Origin of the sequence: Pseudomonas sp. 34 E 7 (assembly GCF_900005715.1) — a bacterium.
Taxonomy (GTDB): Bacteria; Pseudomonadota; Gammaproteobacteria; order Pseudomonadales; family Pseudomonadaceae; genus Aquipseudomonas; species Aquipseudomonas orientalis_A.
Window position 1 is genome coordinate 122,709 of record NZ_CVTX01000156.1, and the last position, 15,338, is coordinate 138,046.

Annotated in this window: 11 protein-coding genes and 1 pseudogene; 6 read left to right on the top strand and 6 right to left on the bottom strand. The window is 61.0% G+C overall.

What is annotated here, in order from left to right; all coding sequences use genetic code 11:
• Positions 1–164 precede the first annotated feature (164 nt).
• Positions 165–1,007 carry a mechanosensitive ion channel family protein gene (locus BFP96_RS19900; RefSeq protein ID WP_065895083.1) on the bottom strand — a complete coding sequence of 281 codons (843 nt, stop codon included), beginning with the start codon at positions 1,005–1,007 and terminating at the stop codon, positions 165–167.
• Between the two features lie 137 nt (positions 1,008–1,144).
• On the bottom strand, positions 1,145–1,630 hold the full coding sequence (locus tag BFP96_RS19905) for a YajQ family cyclic di-GMP-binding protein (protein WP_003193880.1): 486 nt from the start codon (positions 1,628–1,630) through the stop codon (positions 1,145–1,147).
• Positions 1,631–1,753: 123 nt separating this feature from the next.
• On the opposite strand from BFP96_RS19905, the gene BFP96_RS19910 reads away from it, so the two are divergent.
• From BFP96_RS19910 to BFP96_RS19920, 3 genes are read left to right on the top strand one after another with little or no spacing between them, the layout of a single operon-like run.
• Positions 1,754–2,671 (top strand): putative 2-dehydropantoate 2-reductase, encoded by a 918-nt coding sequence (locus BFP96_RS19910; protein ID WP_065936872.1) that lies wholly within the window; start codon positions 1,754–1,756, stop codon positions 2,669–2,671.
• 45 nt (positions 2,672–2,716) lie between these two features.
• Positions 2,717–4,753, top strand: coding sequence for a sensor histidine kinase (locus tag BFP96_RS19915; protein ID WP_065895143.1), 2,037 nt, complete (start codon positions 2,717–2,719; stop codon positions 4,751–4,753).
• A gap of 2 nt (positions 4,754–4,755) precedes the next feature.
• A complete protein-coding gene (locus BFP96_RS19920) occupies positions 4,756–5,334 on the top strand; it encodes a cob(I)yrinic acid a,c-diamide adenosyltransferase (protein WP_065887594.1) in 579 nt (192 codons plus the stop codon).
• Positions 5,335–5,494: 160 nt separating this feature from the next.
• Here BFP96_RS19920 and BFP96_RS19925 read toward each other — a convergent pair whose 3' ends face one another.
• The 3 genes from BFP96_RS19925 to secA all read right to left on the bottom strand — a co-directional run bounded on the left by BFP96_RS19925 (position 5,495) and on the right by secA (position 10,641).
• On the bottom strand, positions 5,495–6,439 hold the full coding sequence (locus BFP96_RS19925; protein WP_065936886.1) for a Nudix family hydrolase: 945 nt from the start codon (positions 6,437–6,439) through the stop codon (positions 5,495–5,497).
• A gap of 128 nt (positions 6,440–6,567) precedes the next feature.
• A complete protein-coding gene (gene argJ, locus BFP96_RS19930) occupies positions 6,568–7,785 on the bottom strand; it encodes a bifunctional glutamate N-acetyltransferase/amino-acid acetyltransferase ArgJ (protein WP_065895085.1) in 1,218 nt (405 codons plus the stop codon).
• Between the two features lie 120 nt (positions 7,786–7,905).
• Positions 7,906–10,641: a preprotein translocase subunit SecA gene (gene secA, locus BFP96_RS19935; RefSeq protein ID WP_065887592.1), complete on the bottom strand. Its 2,736-nt coding sequence runs from the start codon at positions 10,639–10,641 to the stop codon at positions 7,906–7,908.
• Positions 10,642–10,946: 305 nt separating this feature from the next.
• On the opposite strand from secA, the gene BFP96_RS19940 reads away from it, so the two are divergent.
• Entirely contained in the window at positions 10,947–11,402 is a 456-nt protein-coding gene (locus BFP96_RS19940) for a DUF721 domain-containing protein (RefSeq protein WP_065936873.1), read from the top strand.
• 3 nt (positions 11,403–11,405) lie between these two features.
• Here BFP96_RS19940 and BFP96_RS19945 read toward each other — a convergent pair whose 3' ends face one another.
• Positions 11,406–12,884 carry a helicase HerA-like domain-containing protein gene (locus BFP96_RS19945; protein WP_065896392.1) on the bottom strand — a complete coding sequence of 493 codons (1,479 nt, stop codon included), beginning with the start codon at positions 12,882–12,884 and terminating at the stop codon, positions 11,406–11,408.
• A 205-nt stretch (positions 12,885–13,089) separates the two neighbouring features.
• On the opposite strand from BFP96_RS19945, the pseudogene BFP96_RS31840 reads away from it, so the two are divergent.
• A pseudogene (locus BFP96_RS31840) lies at positions 13,090–14,121 on the top strand (cache domain-containing protein); the annotation flags it as partial.
• A 93-nt stretch (positions 14,122–14,214) separates the two neighbouring features.
• Complete coding sequence (locus BFP96_RS31845; RefSeq protein WP_370671690.1) at positions 14,215–14,979, top strand: methyl-accepting chemotaxis protein; 765 nt, start codon at positions 14,215–14,217, stop codon at positions 14,977–14,979.
• The last annotated feature ends 359 nt before the right edge of the window (positions 14,980–15,338 follow it).

Consider the following 15,338-nt stretch of genomic DNA (forward strand, 5'->3'; position numbering starts at 1 on the left):
TTGAATAAAAAGCCGCTCCCCTGTTTGCAAGGGAGCGGCTTTTTTATTGCAGTTATATGTCAACGGAAAAGTAACTAGCAAGCTAAGTAACTATATTCGCCCATGACATATAACCGTCGCGTTTAAGCTGACCTTTCGGCCAACTTAAACGCAACACGGCTTTATCACTTCACCGGGGCTTCCTGCATCACGCGAATAACGCGCTGCGGGAACGGAATATCAATGTCCGCCGCTTTCAAGCGGTCGCGCGCCAGTTCATTGAGCATAAATACAACATCCCAATAATCCGCAGTGTTGGTCCAGCAGCGCAGGGAAACGGTGATGGAACTGTCGCCCAGGGTCGATACCACTGCGACGGGCGCAGGGTCGGCCAGCACGCGCGGGTCCTTGGCCAGTTCCAGCAACACTTCACGGGCTTTCTGCAGGTCAGCCTCGTAGTCCACGCCCACATCGAACACGACCTTGCGGGTCGGCTGGCGGTTGGTGTTGGTGATGATGCCGTTGGACAGGATGCCGTTCGGCACGATCACGGTCTTGTTGTCGCCGGTACGCAGCACCGTGTGGAAAATCTGGATACTGTCGACGGTGCCCGAGGTGCCCTGGGCTTCGATCCAGTCACCGATACGGAACGGACGGAACAGCAGGATCAGCACGCCGCCGGCGAAGTTGGCCAGGCTGCCTTGCAGTGCCAGGCCGATAGCCAGGGTAGCCGCACCGATGGCGGCGACGAACGAGGTGGTTGCCACGCCGATCATCGACGCCACGCTGACGATCAGCATGACTTTCAGCGCAATGTTCGCAAGGCTGGTGATGAAGTGCTGCAGCGCCAGGTCGGCGTTACGCAGCGCCAGCAGGCGCCCTACGCGGTGGGTAAACACGTTGATCAGCCACCAACCGATGGCCAGGGTGATAACGGCCAGCAGCACCCGGCTGCCGTATTCCATGATCATCGGGATCCAGGACTGCGAGGTTTTGATCAAGTGATCCACTTCTGCGTTTAAATCCATGTAGCTTCTCCTGTCTTAGCGGATATGCGGCTTGATTGACTGCCTGAAAACGCAATTGAGCCCCGTAGGGCTCAATTGTAGGCGCCGATTCTGGGCCGTGGGACGTCAAAAACGGCCACAGGTTCCACAAATGGCCATCAGTCGCGGAAGTTATTGAATTGCAGCGGCATGTCGAACGTCTTGGCGCGCAGGGCCGCGATGGCCTCTTGCAGGTCGTCGCGCTTCTTGCCGGTGACACGCACCTGTTCGCCCTGGATGGCCGCCTGGACTTTGAGCTTGGCATCCTTGATGTGCGCGACGATCTTCTTCGCCAGCTCCTTGTCGATGCCTTCCTTGAGCACGGCTTCCTGCTTCATCAGCTTGCCGGAAGCATAGGCGTCCTTGACTTCAAGGCACTGCACATCGATCTTGCGCTTGACCAGGGCCAGCTTGAGGATTTCGATCATCGCTTCCAGCTGGAAATCGGCTTCAGCGGTCAGGTTGACGGTCAGTTCCTTTTCCTTGAATTCGAAGCTGCCCTTGCCTTTCAAGTCATAGCGACGGTCCAGTTCCTTGACGGCGTTTTCGACGGCGTTGGTGACTTCGTGTTTGTCCAGTTCGGATACCACGTCGAACGAAGGCATGTCATTTCTCCAATATAAGGGGCGGGCTCAGTAGAGATGGAGCGCGCCCGAGCTAAAATGCCGGGGCATTATAGCGGTTCTTTCGCCGCGTTCACCGCTGGCGACCCCAAGGAGCACACACTGATGGCGACCACCTGGCATATTCTCGGCGCCGGTAGCCTGGGCACCCTCTGGGCCACGCGTCTGGCGCGGGCGGGCGTGCCGGTTCGGTTGATCCTGCGCGATCAGGCGCGCCTGGCCAGCTATGCGTCGGGCGCGGGCCTGACCCTGGTTGAACAAGGCATTGCGCACACCTACCGCGTAACCGGCGAAACGCCCGACAGCCCTGAACCGATCCACCGCCTGCTGGTGGCGTGCAAAGCCTACGATGCCCAAAGCGCTGTCGCACAGTTGCAACATCGCCTGGCGCCCGACGCGGAACTGATCCTGCTGCAAAACGGCCTCGGCAGCCAGGATGCCGTGGCCGCGCAGGTGCCGCAGGCGCGTTGCATCTTTGCCTCCAGCACCGAAGGCGCGTTTCGCGATGGCGAGTGGCGCGTGGTATTTGCCGGCCACGGCTACACCTGGCTGGGGGACGCGGCGCGCCCTACCGCGCCGCTGTGGCTGGAGGACTTGCAGGCCGCCGCCATTGCCCATGAATGGAGCACCGATATTCTCACGCGCCTGTGGCGCAAGCTGGCGCTCAATTGCGCGATCAACCCGCTGACCGTGCTTTACCAGTGCCGCAACGGGGGACTCCAGGCCCATCAATGCGAAGTCGCCACCTTGTGCGCCGAATTGAGCGAACTGCTGGAGTGCTGCGGCCAGCCTGCGGCTGCGCAGGATTTGCTCAGCGAAGTGCAACGGGTGATCCAGGCCACCGCGGCCAACTACTCGTCCATGTACCAGGACGTGGCCAACGCGCGGCGTACCGAAATCAGCTACTTATTGGGTTACGCCTGCCAGGCGGCGGCTCGTCATCAACGAGTGCTGCCGCATCTGCAGCAGGTGCAGGCGCGTTTGATCGAGCACTTGGTTGCACGCCGATTGCCCCACGACTGAGGCACGCGCTACCCTGCCTTATATCTATTGCCTGCGAAAAACCTGATGCCACTGCGCCAGCGTCTTGAAAACTTACCGGTAGGGCAGAAATTGCTGGCCGCCCTGCTGGTGCTGCTGACCACCGTATTGTTGGTGGCCAACCTGACCTTTATCAGCGCCGCCTACTGGATCTCCCAGGAAAGCATGGCGCCCCAGGCGTTGCAGGCCATCGGTCGACTGGTGTCCAACCCGGCACTCGCCGCCGAGGCCCTTCAGTCCCCGGACAAGGCCGACGCCCTGCTCAATGAACTGACCAGCTATTCACCGTTGCGCGCCGCCGCCCTGTACGACGGCGAGGGCAATCGCCTGGCGCAGATGCAACACGGCGACCGCCTGCACCTGCCCGACAATTACCGGCATGTCGAAGCCTGGCGCCTCACCGAGTTTCGCAGCAACCAGATCATCACCCTGCCCCGCCCCGGCCAGCCTTCGGGGCATTTGCTGCTGGTGGCCAGCAGTGAGCTACCGGTGGCGTTCTATACCGGCACCCTGACCGCGAGCCTGGGCATCCTGATTTTCAGCGTCTTGCTGTGGCTGGTGATTGCCCGGCAGATCAAACGCTTGATCACCCGCCCCATCCATGAGCTTGAAGAACTGTCGCGCCAGGTGACGCGCGAAGAGAACTACGCCCTGCGCGCAGCCCCCGGCAACCGTGACGAAATCGGCAGCCTGGCGGAAGCGTTCAACACCATGCTGTCGCGCATCGAGGCCCGTGAACAACAGCTCAAACGTGCGCGGGATGATTCCCAGGCCGCCTACGACCAGGCCCAGGGCCTGGCCGAGGAAACCCGCCATACCAACCGCAAGCTGGAACTGGAAGTCCAGGTGCGCAGCAAAATCGAGAAAAAACTCACCGGTTTTCAGAATTACCTCAACAGCATTATCGACTCAATGCCTTCAGCGCTGATTGCCCTGGACGAACAGCTCTACGTCACCCAGTGGAATCAGGAAGCCACTGCGCTTTCCGGCACGCGCCTGGATGAAGCCCTCAATCAGCCGATTTTCCTCGCGTTCCAACCGCTCAAGCCGTACCTGCCGCAAATCAAGGCTACGGTGGAACAGCACACGGTGGAGCGGATCGAGCGGGTCACCTGGGTCAAGGACGACGAGCCAAAGCACTACGCGCTGACGTTCTACCCGCTGATGGGCGGTGCCGGGCGTGGCGTGGTGATCCGCATCGACGACATCACCCAGCGCCTGTCCCTGGAAGAAATGATGGTGCAATCGGAAAAAATGCTCTCCGTCGGCGGCCTGGCGGCCGGCATGGCCCATGAAATCAACAACCCGCTGGGCGCGATCCTGCACAACGTGCAAAACATCCGGCGGCGCCTGTCACCCGACCTGCCCAGGAACCTGGAACACGCCGAACAGGCAGGTATCGAACTGGAAACCGTCAACCGTTACCTGCAAGCGCGCGAAGTCCCGCAATTACTTGACGGCATTCAGCAGGCGGGCGCGCGTGCAGCGAAAATCGTCACGCACATGCTCAGTTTCAGCCGACGCAGCAACCGGCAAATGGCGCCCTGCGACTTGCCGGCCCTGATCGACCAGGCCGTGGAGATCGCCGGTAACGATTTCGACCTGGCCATCGGCTTTGACTTCAAGGGCCAGGCAATCATCCGCCAGTTCGATCCGCAACTGGGCCCGGTGCCGGGCACGGCCAACGAACTGGAGCAAGTGCTGCTCAACCTGCTGAAAAATGCCGCCCAGGCGATTCACCTGCGTGAAGACGACAGCGAACCGGGGCGCATCATCCTGCGCACCCGCCTCAACCCGCCCTGGGCCGAAATCCAGGTGGAAGACAATGGCATCGGCATGAGCGAAAACGTGCGCAAACGCACCTTCGAGCCGTTCTTCACCACCAAGGAAATAGGCCAGGGCACCGGGCTTGGGTTGTCGGTGTCATATTTCATCATTACCAATAACCACAAGGGCCAGATGGAAGTGCACTCGACCCTCGGCCAAGGCACGTGTTTCACCTTGCGTCTGCCGCTGGCCGGCAGCCAATTATCCCCTGCTGAACTCACCCGACTGGAGCAATGACCATGGGCTTTCGCCTGTCAAAGATCTACACCCGCACCGGCGACCAGGGCGAAACCGGCCTCGGCGACGGCCGCCGCGTGCCCAAGGATCACCCCAGGGTCGAGGCCATCGGCGAGGTGGATACACTGAACAGTCAGTTGGGGTTGCTGTTGGCCAATCTGGAGGAACAGAGCGGCAAGCACCCCGAATTGAATGATGTCATCGAAGTGCTCACGCCCTGTCAGCATCGATTGTTCGACCTCGGCGGCGAGCTGGCGATGCCGGTGTACAAAGCGTTGACGGCAGCGGAAGTGGATCGGCTGGAAGCGGCAATCGATCGCTGGAACGAAGAGGTAGGGCCGTTGGAGAATTTCATCCTGCCCGGTGGTTCAGCGCTGATCGCCCAGGCCCATGTGTGCCGCAGCCTGGCGCGCAGTGCCGAACGTCGCTGTCAGCACTTGAATGCGGTAGAACCGTTGGAGGGAGTGGGGTTGGCGTATATCAATCGGTTGTCGGACTTGCTGTTCGTGGCGGCCAGAGTGATTGCCAGGCGCCAGGGGGTGGCCGAGGTGTTGTGGCAGGCGGCTGCCAAGCCACACTGATGTTTCACGGGCGACCGACAGGGCCTCATCGGGGTGTAGGAGCGAGCTTGCTCGCGAAAAACTCACAGGCGCCGCGCCCATTCAGAAAGCTCGCGTTATCGTTGACGCTTTTCGCGAGCAAGCTCGCTCCTACATCCCGATAGCGCCCGTCAGAGCAGCATCAGTCTTCGGGCCAAAACGCCCGAATCCCCGCCACACCCTGCGCTCCAGCCGCCCACGCCTGCTCACGCTGCGCAGGCCCAACTCCGCCCAGTAGAAACACCGGCTTGCTGAATCCACGGATCAGCTCGGCCGCCTGCTCCCAACCCAACGGCTGCGCCTCGGGATGGGTTTGAGTCGGCTGAACCGGTGACAGCGTGACGAAATCCACGTCCATCAATTCCGCCAGCGCCAGCTCCTCAGCATTGTGGCAAGAAGCCGCCAGCCAACGATCCTTAGGCAGCGGACGGCCCTTGCTCGCATATTTGCGCAATTGCGCCGAGGTCATGTGCCAGCCGGCTGCGGGGAAATCCCCCAGCCATTCGAACGGCCCCTTGATCATCAATTGCGCCTTGCCGGCACACAGGCCCACCGCATCCACTGCCAGGTCACGGTATTTGGGGTCGTAGCCGTTGGGTGCGCGCAGTTGAACCAGCTTGATGCCACCCGCGATAGCCTTCTGGATGCCACGCAGCAGCGTCGGGGTTTCCAGCTCGCCAGGGGTGATCAGGTACTCGGCGGGCAAGCGCGCAGCAGCGACAATCGGTGTATTCGCCGCCGGGAACGCATAGTTGACCAGGTCCCGTGGCGTCACCCATTCCAACGGCTGCCCTTCAGCGCCGTGGGGTTCGCCGGTGAAGGCCGAGACCTCCCAGACATCCAGCAGCACCTGCTTGTCCGGGTAGTCATGTTGCACCTGGATCAACGGCCGCGCGGTGGTGACCTGGATACCCAGCTCTTCCTGCAATTCGCGGGACAAGGCCGTGGAGACCGACTCATCCGCCTCCACCTTGCCGCCGGGAAATTCCCAGAGGCCGCCTTGATGTTGAGTATCGGCGCGGCGTGCCAGCAGGATCCTGCCATCGACACCGCGGATCACCGCTGCTGCTACATGCACTCGTTTCACCGCCACTGCTTCCTCTCGTTATAACCCTTGTAGGAGCGAGCTTGCTCGCGAAGAACGTCAACGATAACGCGTACATCCTGGATAACGCGTTGGCGTTGAGTTTTTCGCGAGCAAGCTCGCTCCTACTTTCAGGTGCGATATTCCGCGTTGATCTTCACGTATTCGTGGGACAGGTCCGTGGTCCAGATGGTTTCGCTGCACTCGCCGCGACCCAGCTCGATGCGGATGGTGATTTCTTCCTGCTGCATCACTGCCGAGCCCTGGGCTTCGGTGTAGGTTTCGGCGCGGGCACCACGGCTGGCAATGCACACGTCGCCGAGGAACACGTCGATCTTGCTCACGTCCAGGTCAGGCACACCGGCGCGACCAACGGCTGCGAGGATACGGCCCCAGTTCGGGTCGGAAGCGAACAAGGCGGTCTTGATCAGCGGCGAGTGCGCCACGGTGTAACCCACGTCCAGGCATTCCTGATGGTTGCCGCCGCCGTTGACTTCAACGGTGACGAACTTGGTGGCGCCCTCGCCGTCCCGCACGATGGCCTGGGCCACGTCCATGCACACCTCGAATACCGCCTGCTTCAACGCTGCAAACAGCGGGCCTTCGGTGGAGGTGATTTCCGGCAGGTTGGCCTGGCCGGTGGCGATCAGCATGCAGCAGTCGTTGGTGGAGGTGTCACCGTCGATGGTAATGCGGTTGAACGATTTGTTGGCGCCGTCCAGCATCAGGCGCTGCAGCACATCGCGGGAGACTTTGGCGTCAGTGGCGATATAACCGAGCATGGTGGCCATGTTCGGGCGGATCATGCCGGCGCCCTTGCTGATACCGGTCACGGTGACGGTGACGCCATCGTGCACGAACTGACGGCTCGCGCCCTTGGGCAAGGTGTCGGTGGTCATGATACCGGTGGCCGCAGCCGCCCAGTTATCCACAGACAGGTCATCCAGCGCGGCTTGCAGGGCGCCTTCGATTTTCTCAACCGGCAGTGGCTCACCGATCACGCCGGTGGAATAGGGCAGCACCTGGCTGGCGTCTACGCCGGTCAACTGAGCCAGCTTGGCGCAGGTGCGCGCGGCGGCGACCAGGCCAGGCTCGCCGGTGCCTGCGTTGGCATTACCGGTGTTGGTCAGCAGGTAACGAATCGACCCGGCCACACGTTGCTTGGCCAGGATCACCGGCGCAGCGCAAAAGGCGTTGAGGGTGAACACACCGGCGACGGTCGAGCCTTCGGCACAGCGCATCACCACCACATCCTTGCGCCCCGGACGCTTGATACCGGCCGAAGCGATACCGAGTTCAAAACCGGCGACCGGGTGCAATGTGGGCAAAGGACCAAGACCAACAGCCATGTATGCGCTCCTTGAGAGAGAGGATGTGTATGCCGTCACTGTCGACGGGAATTAATGGCAAAACGCCGCGACGGCTGATGCCGGTCGCGGCGCAGGATGTTGCAGCGTCAGGCGAAAATCTTATTCGATCTGGCCGTGGCAGTGTTTGAATTTCTTGCCCGAACCGCAGTAGCACAGCTCATTGCGGCCCAGCTTCTGATCATTGCGTACCGGGGTTTGAGCCAGGGCCACATCGACCTCTTCGCCCAACACCTCAGGCGCGTCCAGGCCAGGCGCTTCGTCATGCTGGAACTGCATGCGCGCAGCCAGTGCCTCGGCTTCCTGACGCAGGCGTGCTTCTTCCTCGATCGGGTCTTCGCGACGCACCTGAACGTGGGACAGCACGCGAATCGAGTCGCGCTTGATCGAATCCAGCAGCTCGGAGAACAACGTGAACGACTCGCGCTTGTACTCCTGCTTCGGGTTCTTCTGGGCGTAGCCACGCAAATGGATACCGTGGCGCAAGTGGTCCATGGTCGACAGGTGGTCTTTCCACAGGTCGTCCAGCACGCGCAGGACAATTTGCTTCTCGAAGGTGCGCAGTGCTTCGGCACTCGCCTGCTCTTCTTTCTCGTTATACGCGGCCAGCAGCTCGGTCATCAGCTTCTCGCGCAGCGTCTCTTCGTACAGGTGATCGTCCTCGTCCAGCCACTGCTGAACCGGCAGGTCGACGCCGAAGTCGCTTTTCAACGCGGCTTCCAGGCCGGCCACATCCCACTGCTCAGGCAGCGACTGCGGCGGGATGTGCGCGCTGACGGTGGCGTTGAGCACGTCCTGGCGGAAGTCAGCGATGGTTTCGCCAATGTTGTCGGCGGCCAGCAACGTGTTACGCATGTGATAGATCACTTTACGTTGTTCGTTGTTGACGTCATCGAACTCGAGCAGCTGTTTACGGATGTCGAAGTTGCGCCCTTCTACCTTGCGCTGGGCCTTCTCGATGGCGTTGGTCACCATGCGGTGTTCGATCGCTTCCCCGGACTGCATGCCCAGGGCCTTCATGAAGTTCTTCACCCGGTCCGAGGCGAAGATACGCATCAGGCTGTCTTCCAGGGACAGGTAGAAACGGCTGGAACCGGCGTCACCCTGGCGACCGGCACGACCACGTAACTGGTTGTCGATACGGCGCGATTCGTGACGCTCGGACGCAATCACCTGCAAACCGCCGGATTCCAGCACGGCCTGGTGGCGTTTCTGCCAGTCCGCCTTGATCTGGGCAATCTGCTCGGGGGTCGGGTTGTCGAGGGAGGCCACTTCCACTTCCCAGTTACCGCCCAACAGGATGTCGGTACCACGACCGGCCATGTTGGTGGCGATGGTCAGCGCGCCGGGGCGACCGGCCTGGGCGATGATCTCGGCTTCCTTCTCGTGGAACTTGGCGTTGAGGACCTTGTGCTCGATGCCTTCCTTGTTGAGCAGGTTGGACACATGCTCGGAAGTCTCGATGGTCGCGGTACCCACCAGGATCGGGCGGCCCTTGGCCATGCCGTCCTTGATGTCGTTGATGATCGCCGCGTATTTCTCTTCGGCGGTCAGGAACACCAGGTCGTTATAGTCTTTACGCGCCAGTGGCTTGTTCGGCGGGATGACCACCACCGACAGACCATAGATCTGGTGGAATTCGAATGCTTCGGTGTCGGCCGTACCGGTCATGCCGGACAGCTTGTTGTACAGACGGAAGTAGTTCTGGAAGGTGGTGGATGCCAACGTCTGGCTCTCGGCCTGGATGTTGAGCATTTCCTTGGCTTCGATGGCCTGATGCAGGCCTTCGGACAGACGACGACCGGGCATGGTACGGCCGGTGTGTTCGTCGACCAGAACGACCTGGCCTTCCTGCACGATGTATTCGACGTTGCGATGGAACAGCTTGTGCGCGCGCAGGCCGGCATACACGTGGGTCAGCAGGCCCAGGTTATGCGCCGAGTACAGGCTCTCGCCCTCGGCCAGCAGGCCGATCTGGGTCAGCATGTCTTCGACGAACTGGTGACCGGCTTCGTTGAGTTCGACCTGACGGGTCTTCTCGTCAATGGTGAAGTGACCTTCTTTGGTCACCACGCCTTCGACTTCCTCGATGTGCTGCTCCAGGCGCGGGATCAACTTGTTGATCTCGGTGTACAGGCGCGAGCTGTCTTCGGCCTGGCCGGAGATGATCAGCGGGGTACGGGCTTCGTCGATGAGGATGGAGTCGACTTCGTCGATCACGGCAAAGTTGAGTTCGCGCTGGAATTTTTCTTCCATGCTGAACGCCATGTTGTCGCGCAGGTAGTCAAAACCGAATTCGTTGTTGGTGCCGTAGGTGATGTCGGCGGCGTAGGCGGCGCGCTTCTCTTCCGGCGGCTGGAACGGCGTTACCACGCCGACGGTCAGGCCGAGGAATTCATACAGCGGGCGCATCCAGTTGGCGTCGCGGCGAGCCAGGTAGTCGTTCACCGTCACAACGTGAACGCCCTTGCCGGACAATGCGTTGAGGTAAACGCCCAGGGTTGCCACCAGGGTCTTGCCTTCACCGGTGCGCATTTCGGCAATCATGCCTTCATGCAAGGTCATGCCGCCGATCAACTGGACGTCGAAGTGGCGCATGCCCATGACGCGCTTACCGGCTTCACGGGCGACCGCAAAGGCTTCGGGAAGCAGCTTGTCGAGGGTTTCACCTTTGGCTATGCGGGCCTTGAACTCTTCGGTCTTGGCGCGCAATTGCTCGTCCGACAGGGCAACCATCTGCTCTTCGAAGGCATTGACCAGCTGCACCGTCTTGAGCATGCGTTTGACTTCGCGCTCATTCTTGCTTCCAAAAAGTTTCTTTAACAAAGGCGCAAACATATCGGCAGGTTCTTCCACACATAGGGATGGAGGGCGCACCGTCAGTGGCCCGAGCAGCCCTCACGGCCGCATGCGAACGCGCATTCTACCCGGAATCGTGGGTGAGGAAAGTGGCGTTGTTCCCGGATGCGGGCACGGCGCTGTGAGAGGGCCTGTTTAAAATAAGGGCTTTTGCTGGAACTTCAACCCATCAAGCGCAGAAGTTACTTATTGATTTCACGGGAAAAGCCCTGCCGATGCATGGCTTCGGGGCCCACAGGCGCTTTCTGTTAAGATGGCGGCTCTGTTACCTAAGGTGTCTAAACATGGCATTTCGCCCTCTTCCAGCCCGCGCTCCCGGCGTGTTGCTTCGCGAAGCCAAGCCGTTGAAAGCCATCTTTGGCCACGCGAGACGGCTGGGGCATTTGCAACGCCTGCTCGAAAGCCAGTTGCAACCGGCCGCGCGCGAACACTGTCATGTGGCGTCCTGGCGTGAAGGCAATCTGCTATTAATTGTCACTGACGGCCATTGGGCGACCCGTTTGCGTTACCAGCAAAAACGCCTGCAGCGCCAATTGATGGTGTTCGATGAGTTTGCCGGCCTGGTGCGTATCCAGTTCAAGGTCCAGCCGCCCACCGTGCTGCGCAGCACGGCGGGGCATACGATGGACCTGTCGGAAAATGCCGCCGAAACCCTCCAGGCCACGGCCGAAGGGATCAACGATCCGGGCTTGCGCGCGGCACTGCAACGGCTGGCCGCCCACGCCAGGCCCAAACCCTGAACCTCACTTGCGCTTGCTGCCGCCCAGCAACGAGCCCAGTAAGCCGCGCACCAACTGCCGCCCCATCTGATTGGCGGCCTGCTGCATGGCGGATTTCAGCGCCTTGCCTGCCGTGGTTCCCAGGAACGCACCGGCCTTGTCGGTGAAGCTGGGCTCTTGCGTGGCGGGCTTGGTCTCATCGGTCGGCCCCAAGTCCTTGCGCGCCATCAGCACCTCGTAGGCCGATTCGCGGTCGATCGGCTTGTCGTAACGGCCCTGCAGCGGCGAACTGGCGATCAATGCCGCCCGTTCGGCCTCGGTCAGCGGCCCGATCCGCGACTGTGGCGGTGCGACCAGCACTCGCTGGACCACCTCCGGCGTGCCCTTTTCCTGCAAGGTGCCCACCAGCGCTTCCCCGGTGCCCAACTCGGTCAGCACCGCCAGGGCATCGAAGGCCGGGTTAGGCCGGAAACCGTCCGCCACCGCCCGCAGGGATTTTTGCTCTTTGGTGGTGAATGCCCGCAGGCCATGCTGAATACGCAGGCCCAGTTGCGCCAGCACCGTGTCAGGCAAGTCGCCCGGCGACTGCGTGACGAAGTACACGCCCACCCCTTTGGAGCGAATCAACCGCACCACTTGCTCCAGACGGTCCTGCAACGCCTTGGGTGTGTCGGCGAACAATAGGTGCGCTTCATCGAAAAACAGCGCCAACAGCGGTTTTTCCGCATCACCGCGCTCGGGCAACTGCTCGAACAGTTCCGCCAGCAGCCACAACAGGAAGGTCGCGTAGACCTTCGGCGCGTCATGCACCAGGCGGCTGGCGTCCAGCAGATGAATACGGCCGCGCCCGTCGCCGGCGGGCTGCAAAATATCCTCGAGCTGCAGGGCCGGCTCGCCGAACAGCGCCTCGGCGCCCTGCTGCTCCAGCACCGCGAGACGCCGCAACAACGCCTGGCTGGAACCGGTGGTCATCAACGCCGCATCGTCACCCAACAGTTCAGGGTGATAACGCAGGTGGTTGAGCAATGCCTTGAGGTCTTTAAGGTCCAGCAGCAGCAGGCCCTCACGGTCGGCCACCTTGAACGTCGCGTACAGCGCCGACTGCTGGCTGTCGGTGAGTTCCAGCAGGCTGCCGAGCAACAACGGGCCCATTTCACTGATGGTGGTGCGCAACGGATGACCGGACTGACCGTGGATATCCCACAGCGTGACCGGATAAGCCTTCGGCGCGTAATCAAGGAAGGGCATCCCGGCGATGCGTTCGGCGACTTTGCCCTGGGGATTGGCCGCAGCGCCCAGGCCGCACAGGTCGCCCTTGATGTCGGCGGCGAATACCGCCACCCCCGCGTCACTGAACGCTTCGGCCAGGCGCTGCAAGGTGACGGTCTTGCCGGTGCCCGTGGCGCCGGCGATCAACCCGTGACGGTTGGCCAGGCGCATGGGCTGGGCGATGGGCTGGCCATCCGGGCCGGCACCGATAAGCAGTTGTGTGGAGTCAGGCATTTCGTCACCTATGGTTAATCTTTAGTGCCGCGAGGTCGATATAGACGGATGTAAGCCCGACAAAGACTAAAAAATAGTCAGATAATTCCTATACGGACCAACGGAGCTATCAGCAGAAATATCACACCTTTTTTTACGCTGCCATTTTGCGCCTTGTCTAGAGGGCGCGCCCCGGACATCAAGACCTTAGCGGACCTTACAAGCCATGAATAAAAACCTGCGCTTCAGCCACAAAATTTTGCTTGCAGCCTCCCTTATCGTCATCGCCGCCTTTGCGTTGTTTACCCTCTATAACGACTACCTTCAGCGTAATGCGATTCGTGACGATCTCAATAGCTACCTGCATGAAATGGGCGACGTCACCGCCGGCAGTATTCAGACCTGGCTCACCGGGCGTATCGCGCTGGTCGAAAACGCCGCACAGAATATCGCCCTCAATCCCGAACCGTCCGTGGTTGCCAGCCTGCTGGAACAGAAAGCCCTGACCTCATCGTTCATGGCCACCTACGTCGGCGACAGCCAGGGCAAGTTCACGATCCGCCCCGACACCAAGATGCCCGACGGTTTCGACCCGCGTGTGCGCCCCTGGTACAAGGACGCCCAGAACAGCAACGGCTCGACCCTGACCGAGCCCTATATCGACGCGGCCACGGGGCAGTTGATTATTTCCATCGCCACCCCGAGTGCCAAGGCCGGCCAGAGCATCGGCGTGGTGGGCGGTGACCTGAGCCTGCAAACCCTGGTGGACAACATTGGCGCGCTGGACTTGGGCGGCATGGGTTACGCGTTCCTGGTCAGCGCCGACGGCAAAGTGCTGGTGCACCCGGACAAGGCCCTGGTCATGAAGACCCTGGCTGACGTGTACCCCAACGACACGCCGAAGATCAGCGCTGATTTCAGCGAAGTGCAGGCCAATGGCAAGACCAATATCGTTACGTTTACCCCGATCAAGGGCCTGCCCTCGGTAAACTGGTACCTGGGCATTTCGGTGGATAAAGCCAAATCGTTCGCCATGCTCACCCAGTTCCGCACGTCGGCAGTCATCGCCACCCTCATCGCCGTGGTGATCATCATCGCGTTGCTGGGCATGCTGATCCGCGTGTTGTTGCAACCGCTGCACGTGATGACCCGCGCCATGCAGGACATTGCCGACGGCGAAGGCGACCTGACCCGGCGCCTGACCATCCAGAACAACGACGAGTTCGGCACCCTGGGCACCGCGTTCAACCGTTTCGTGGAGCGCATCCACACCTCGATCCGCGAAGTGTCATCGGCCACCGAGCAGGTCAATGAAGTGGCACTGCGGGTGGTCAGCGCGTCCAACTCGTCGATGGTCAATTCAGACGAACAGGCCAACCGCACCAACAGTGTTGCCGCTGCGATCAATCAACTGGGAGCTGCCGCCCAGGAAATCGCGCGCAACGCGGCGCAGGCCTCCAGTCAGGCCAGTGATGCGCGGCATTTGGCCGAAGACGGCCAGCAGGTGGTAGAGCGCAATATCAAGGCCATGACCCAGCTGTCGAGCATGATCAGCGCCTCCAGCAGCAATATCGAGGCGCTGAACAGCAAGACGGTGAACATTGGCCAGATCCTTGAAGTGATCACCAGTATTTCCCAGCAAACCAACTTGCTCGCACTCAACGCCGCCATCGAAGCCGCGCGTGCCGGTGAAGCCGGTCGCGGCTTCGCGGTGGTGGCTGATGAAGTGCGCAACCTGGCGCACCGCACCCAGGAATCGGCGCAACAGGTGCAGAAGATGATCGAGGAACTGCAAGTCGGCGCCCGCGACTCGGTGAGCACCATGAGTGAAAGTCAGCGCCACAGCCAGGACAGCGTGGAAATCGCCAACCTGGCCGGCGAGCGCTTGAACAGCGTGACCCAGCGCATTGGCGAGATCGACGGGATGAACCAGTCCGTGGCCACCGCCACCGAAGAGCAGACCTCGGTCGTGGAGTCGATCAATATGGACATTACTGAAATCAACACCCTCAACCAGGAAGGCGTGGAAAACCTGCAATCGACGCTGCGCGCCTGCACGGACCTGGAGCAACAGGCGTCGCGCCTGAAGCAATTGGTGGGCAGCTTCCGCATCTGATACACAGAGGAGCTTGGCGGTACTCGGTAAAAAGTGACTATCTTACTGATGCTCCACAATCCAAATGTGGGAGGGGGCTTGCCCCCGATGGCGGCCTCTGGGCCGACCAGGATGTTGGATTGGACCGAGTACATATCCGTTTCTGCGGTCACGGCTGCTAATGGTTCCGCTTTTACAGCGGCTCACTTTTGAAAAGCGCAAAAGTAAGCAAAACGCTCTTGCCCCACCACTCGGCACCTCGCTTAGGCTCGGTGTGCCCTCACTCCGGCTTGAATCCGTGGGCCGCCGCAATGGGCCATCCATGGCCCAGTGCGGCTAACCCGGCGTCCTGCCGGGTTACCCACGGATTCAAGCCTGCG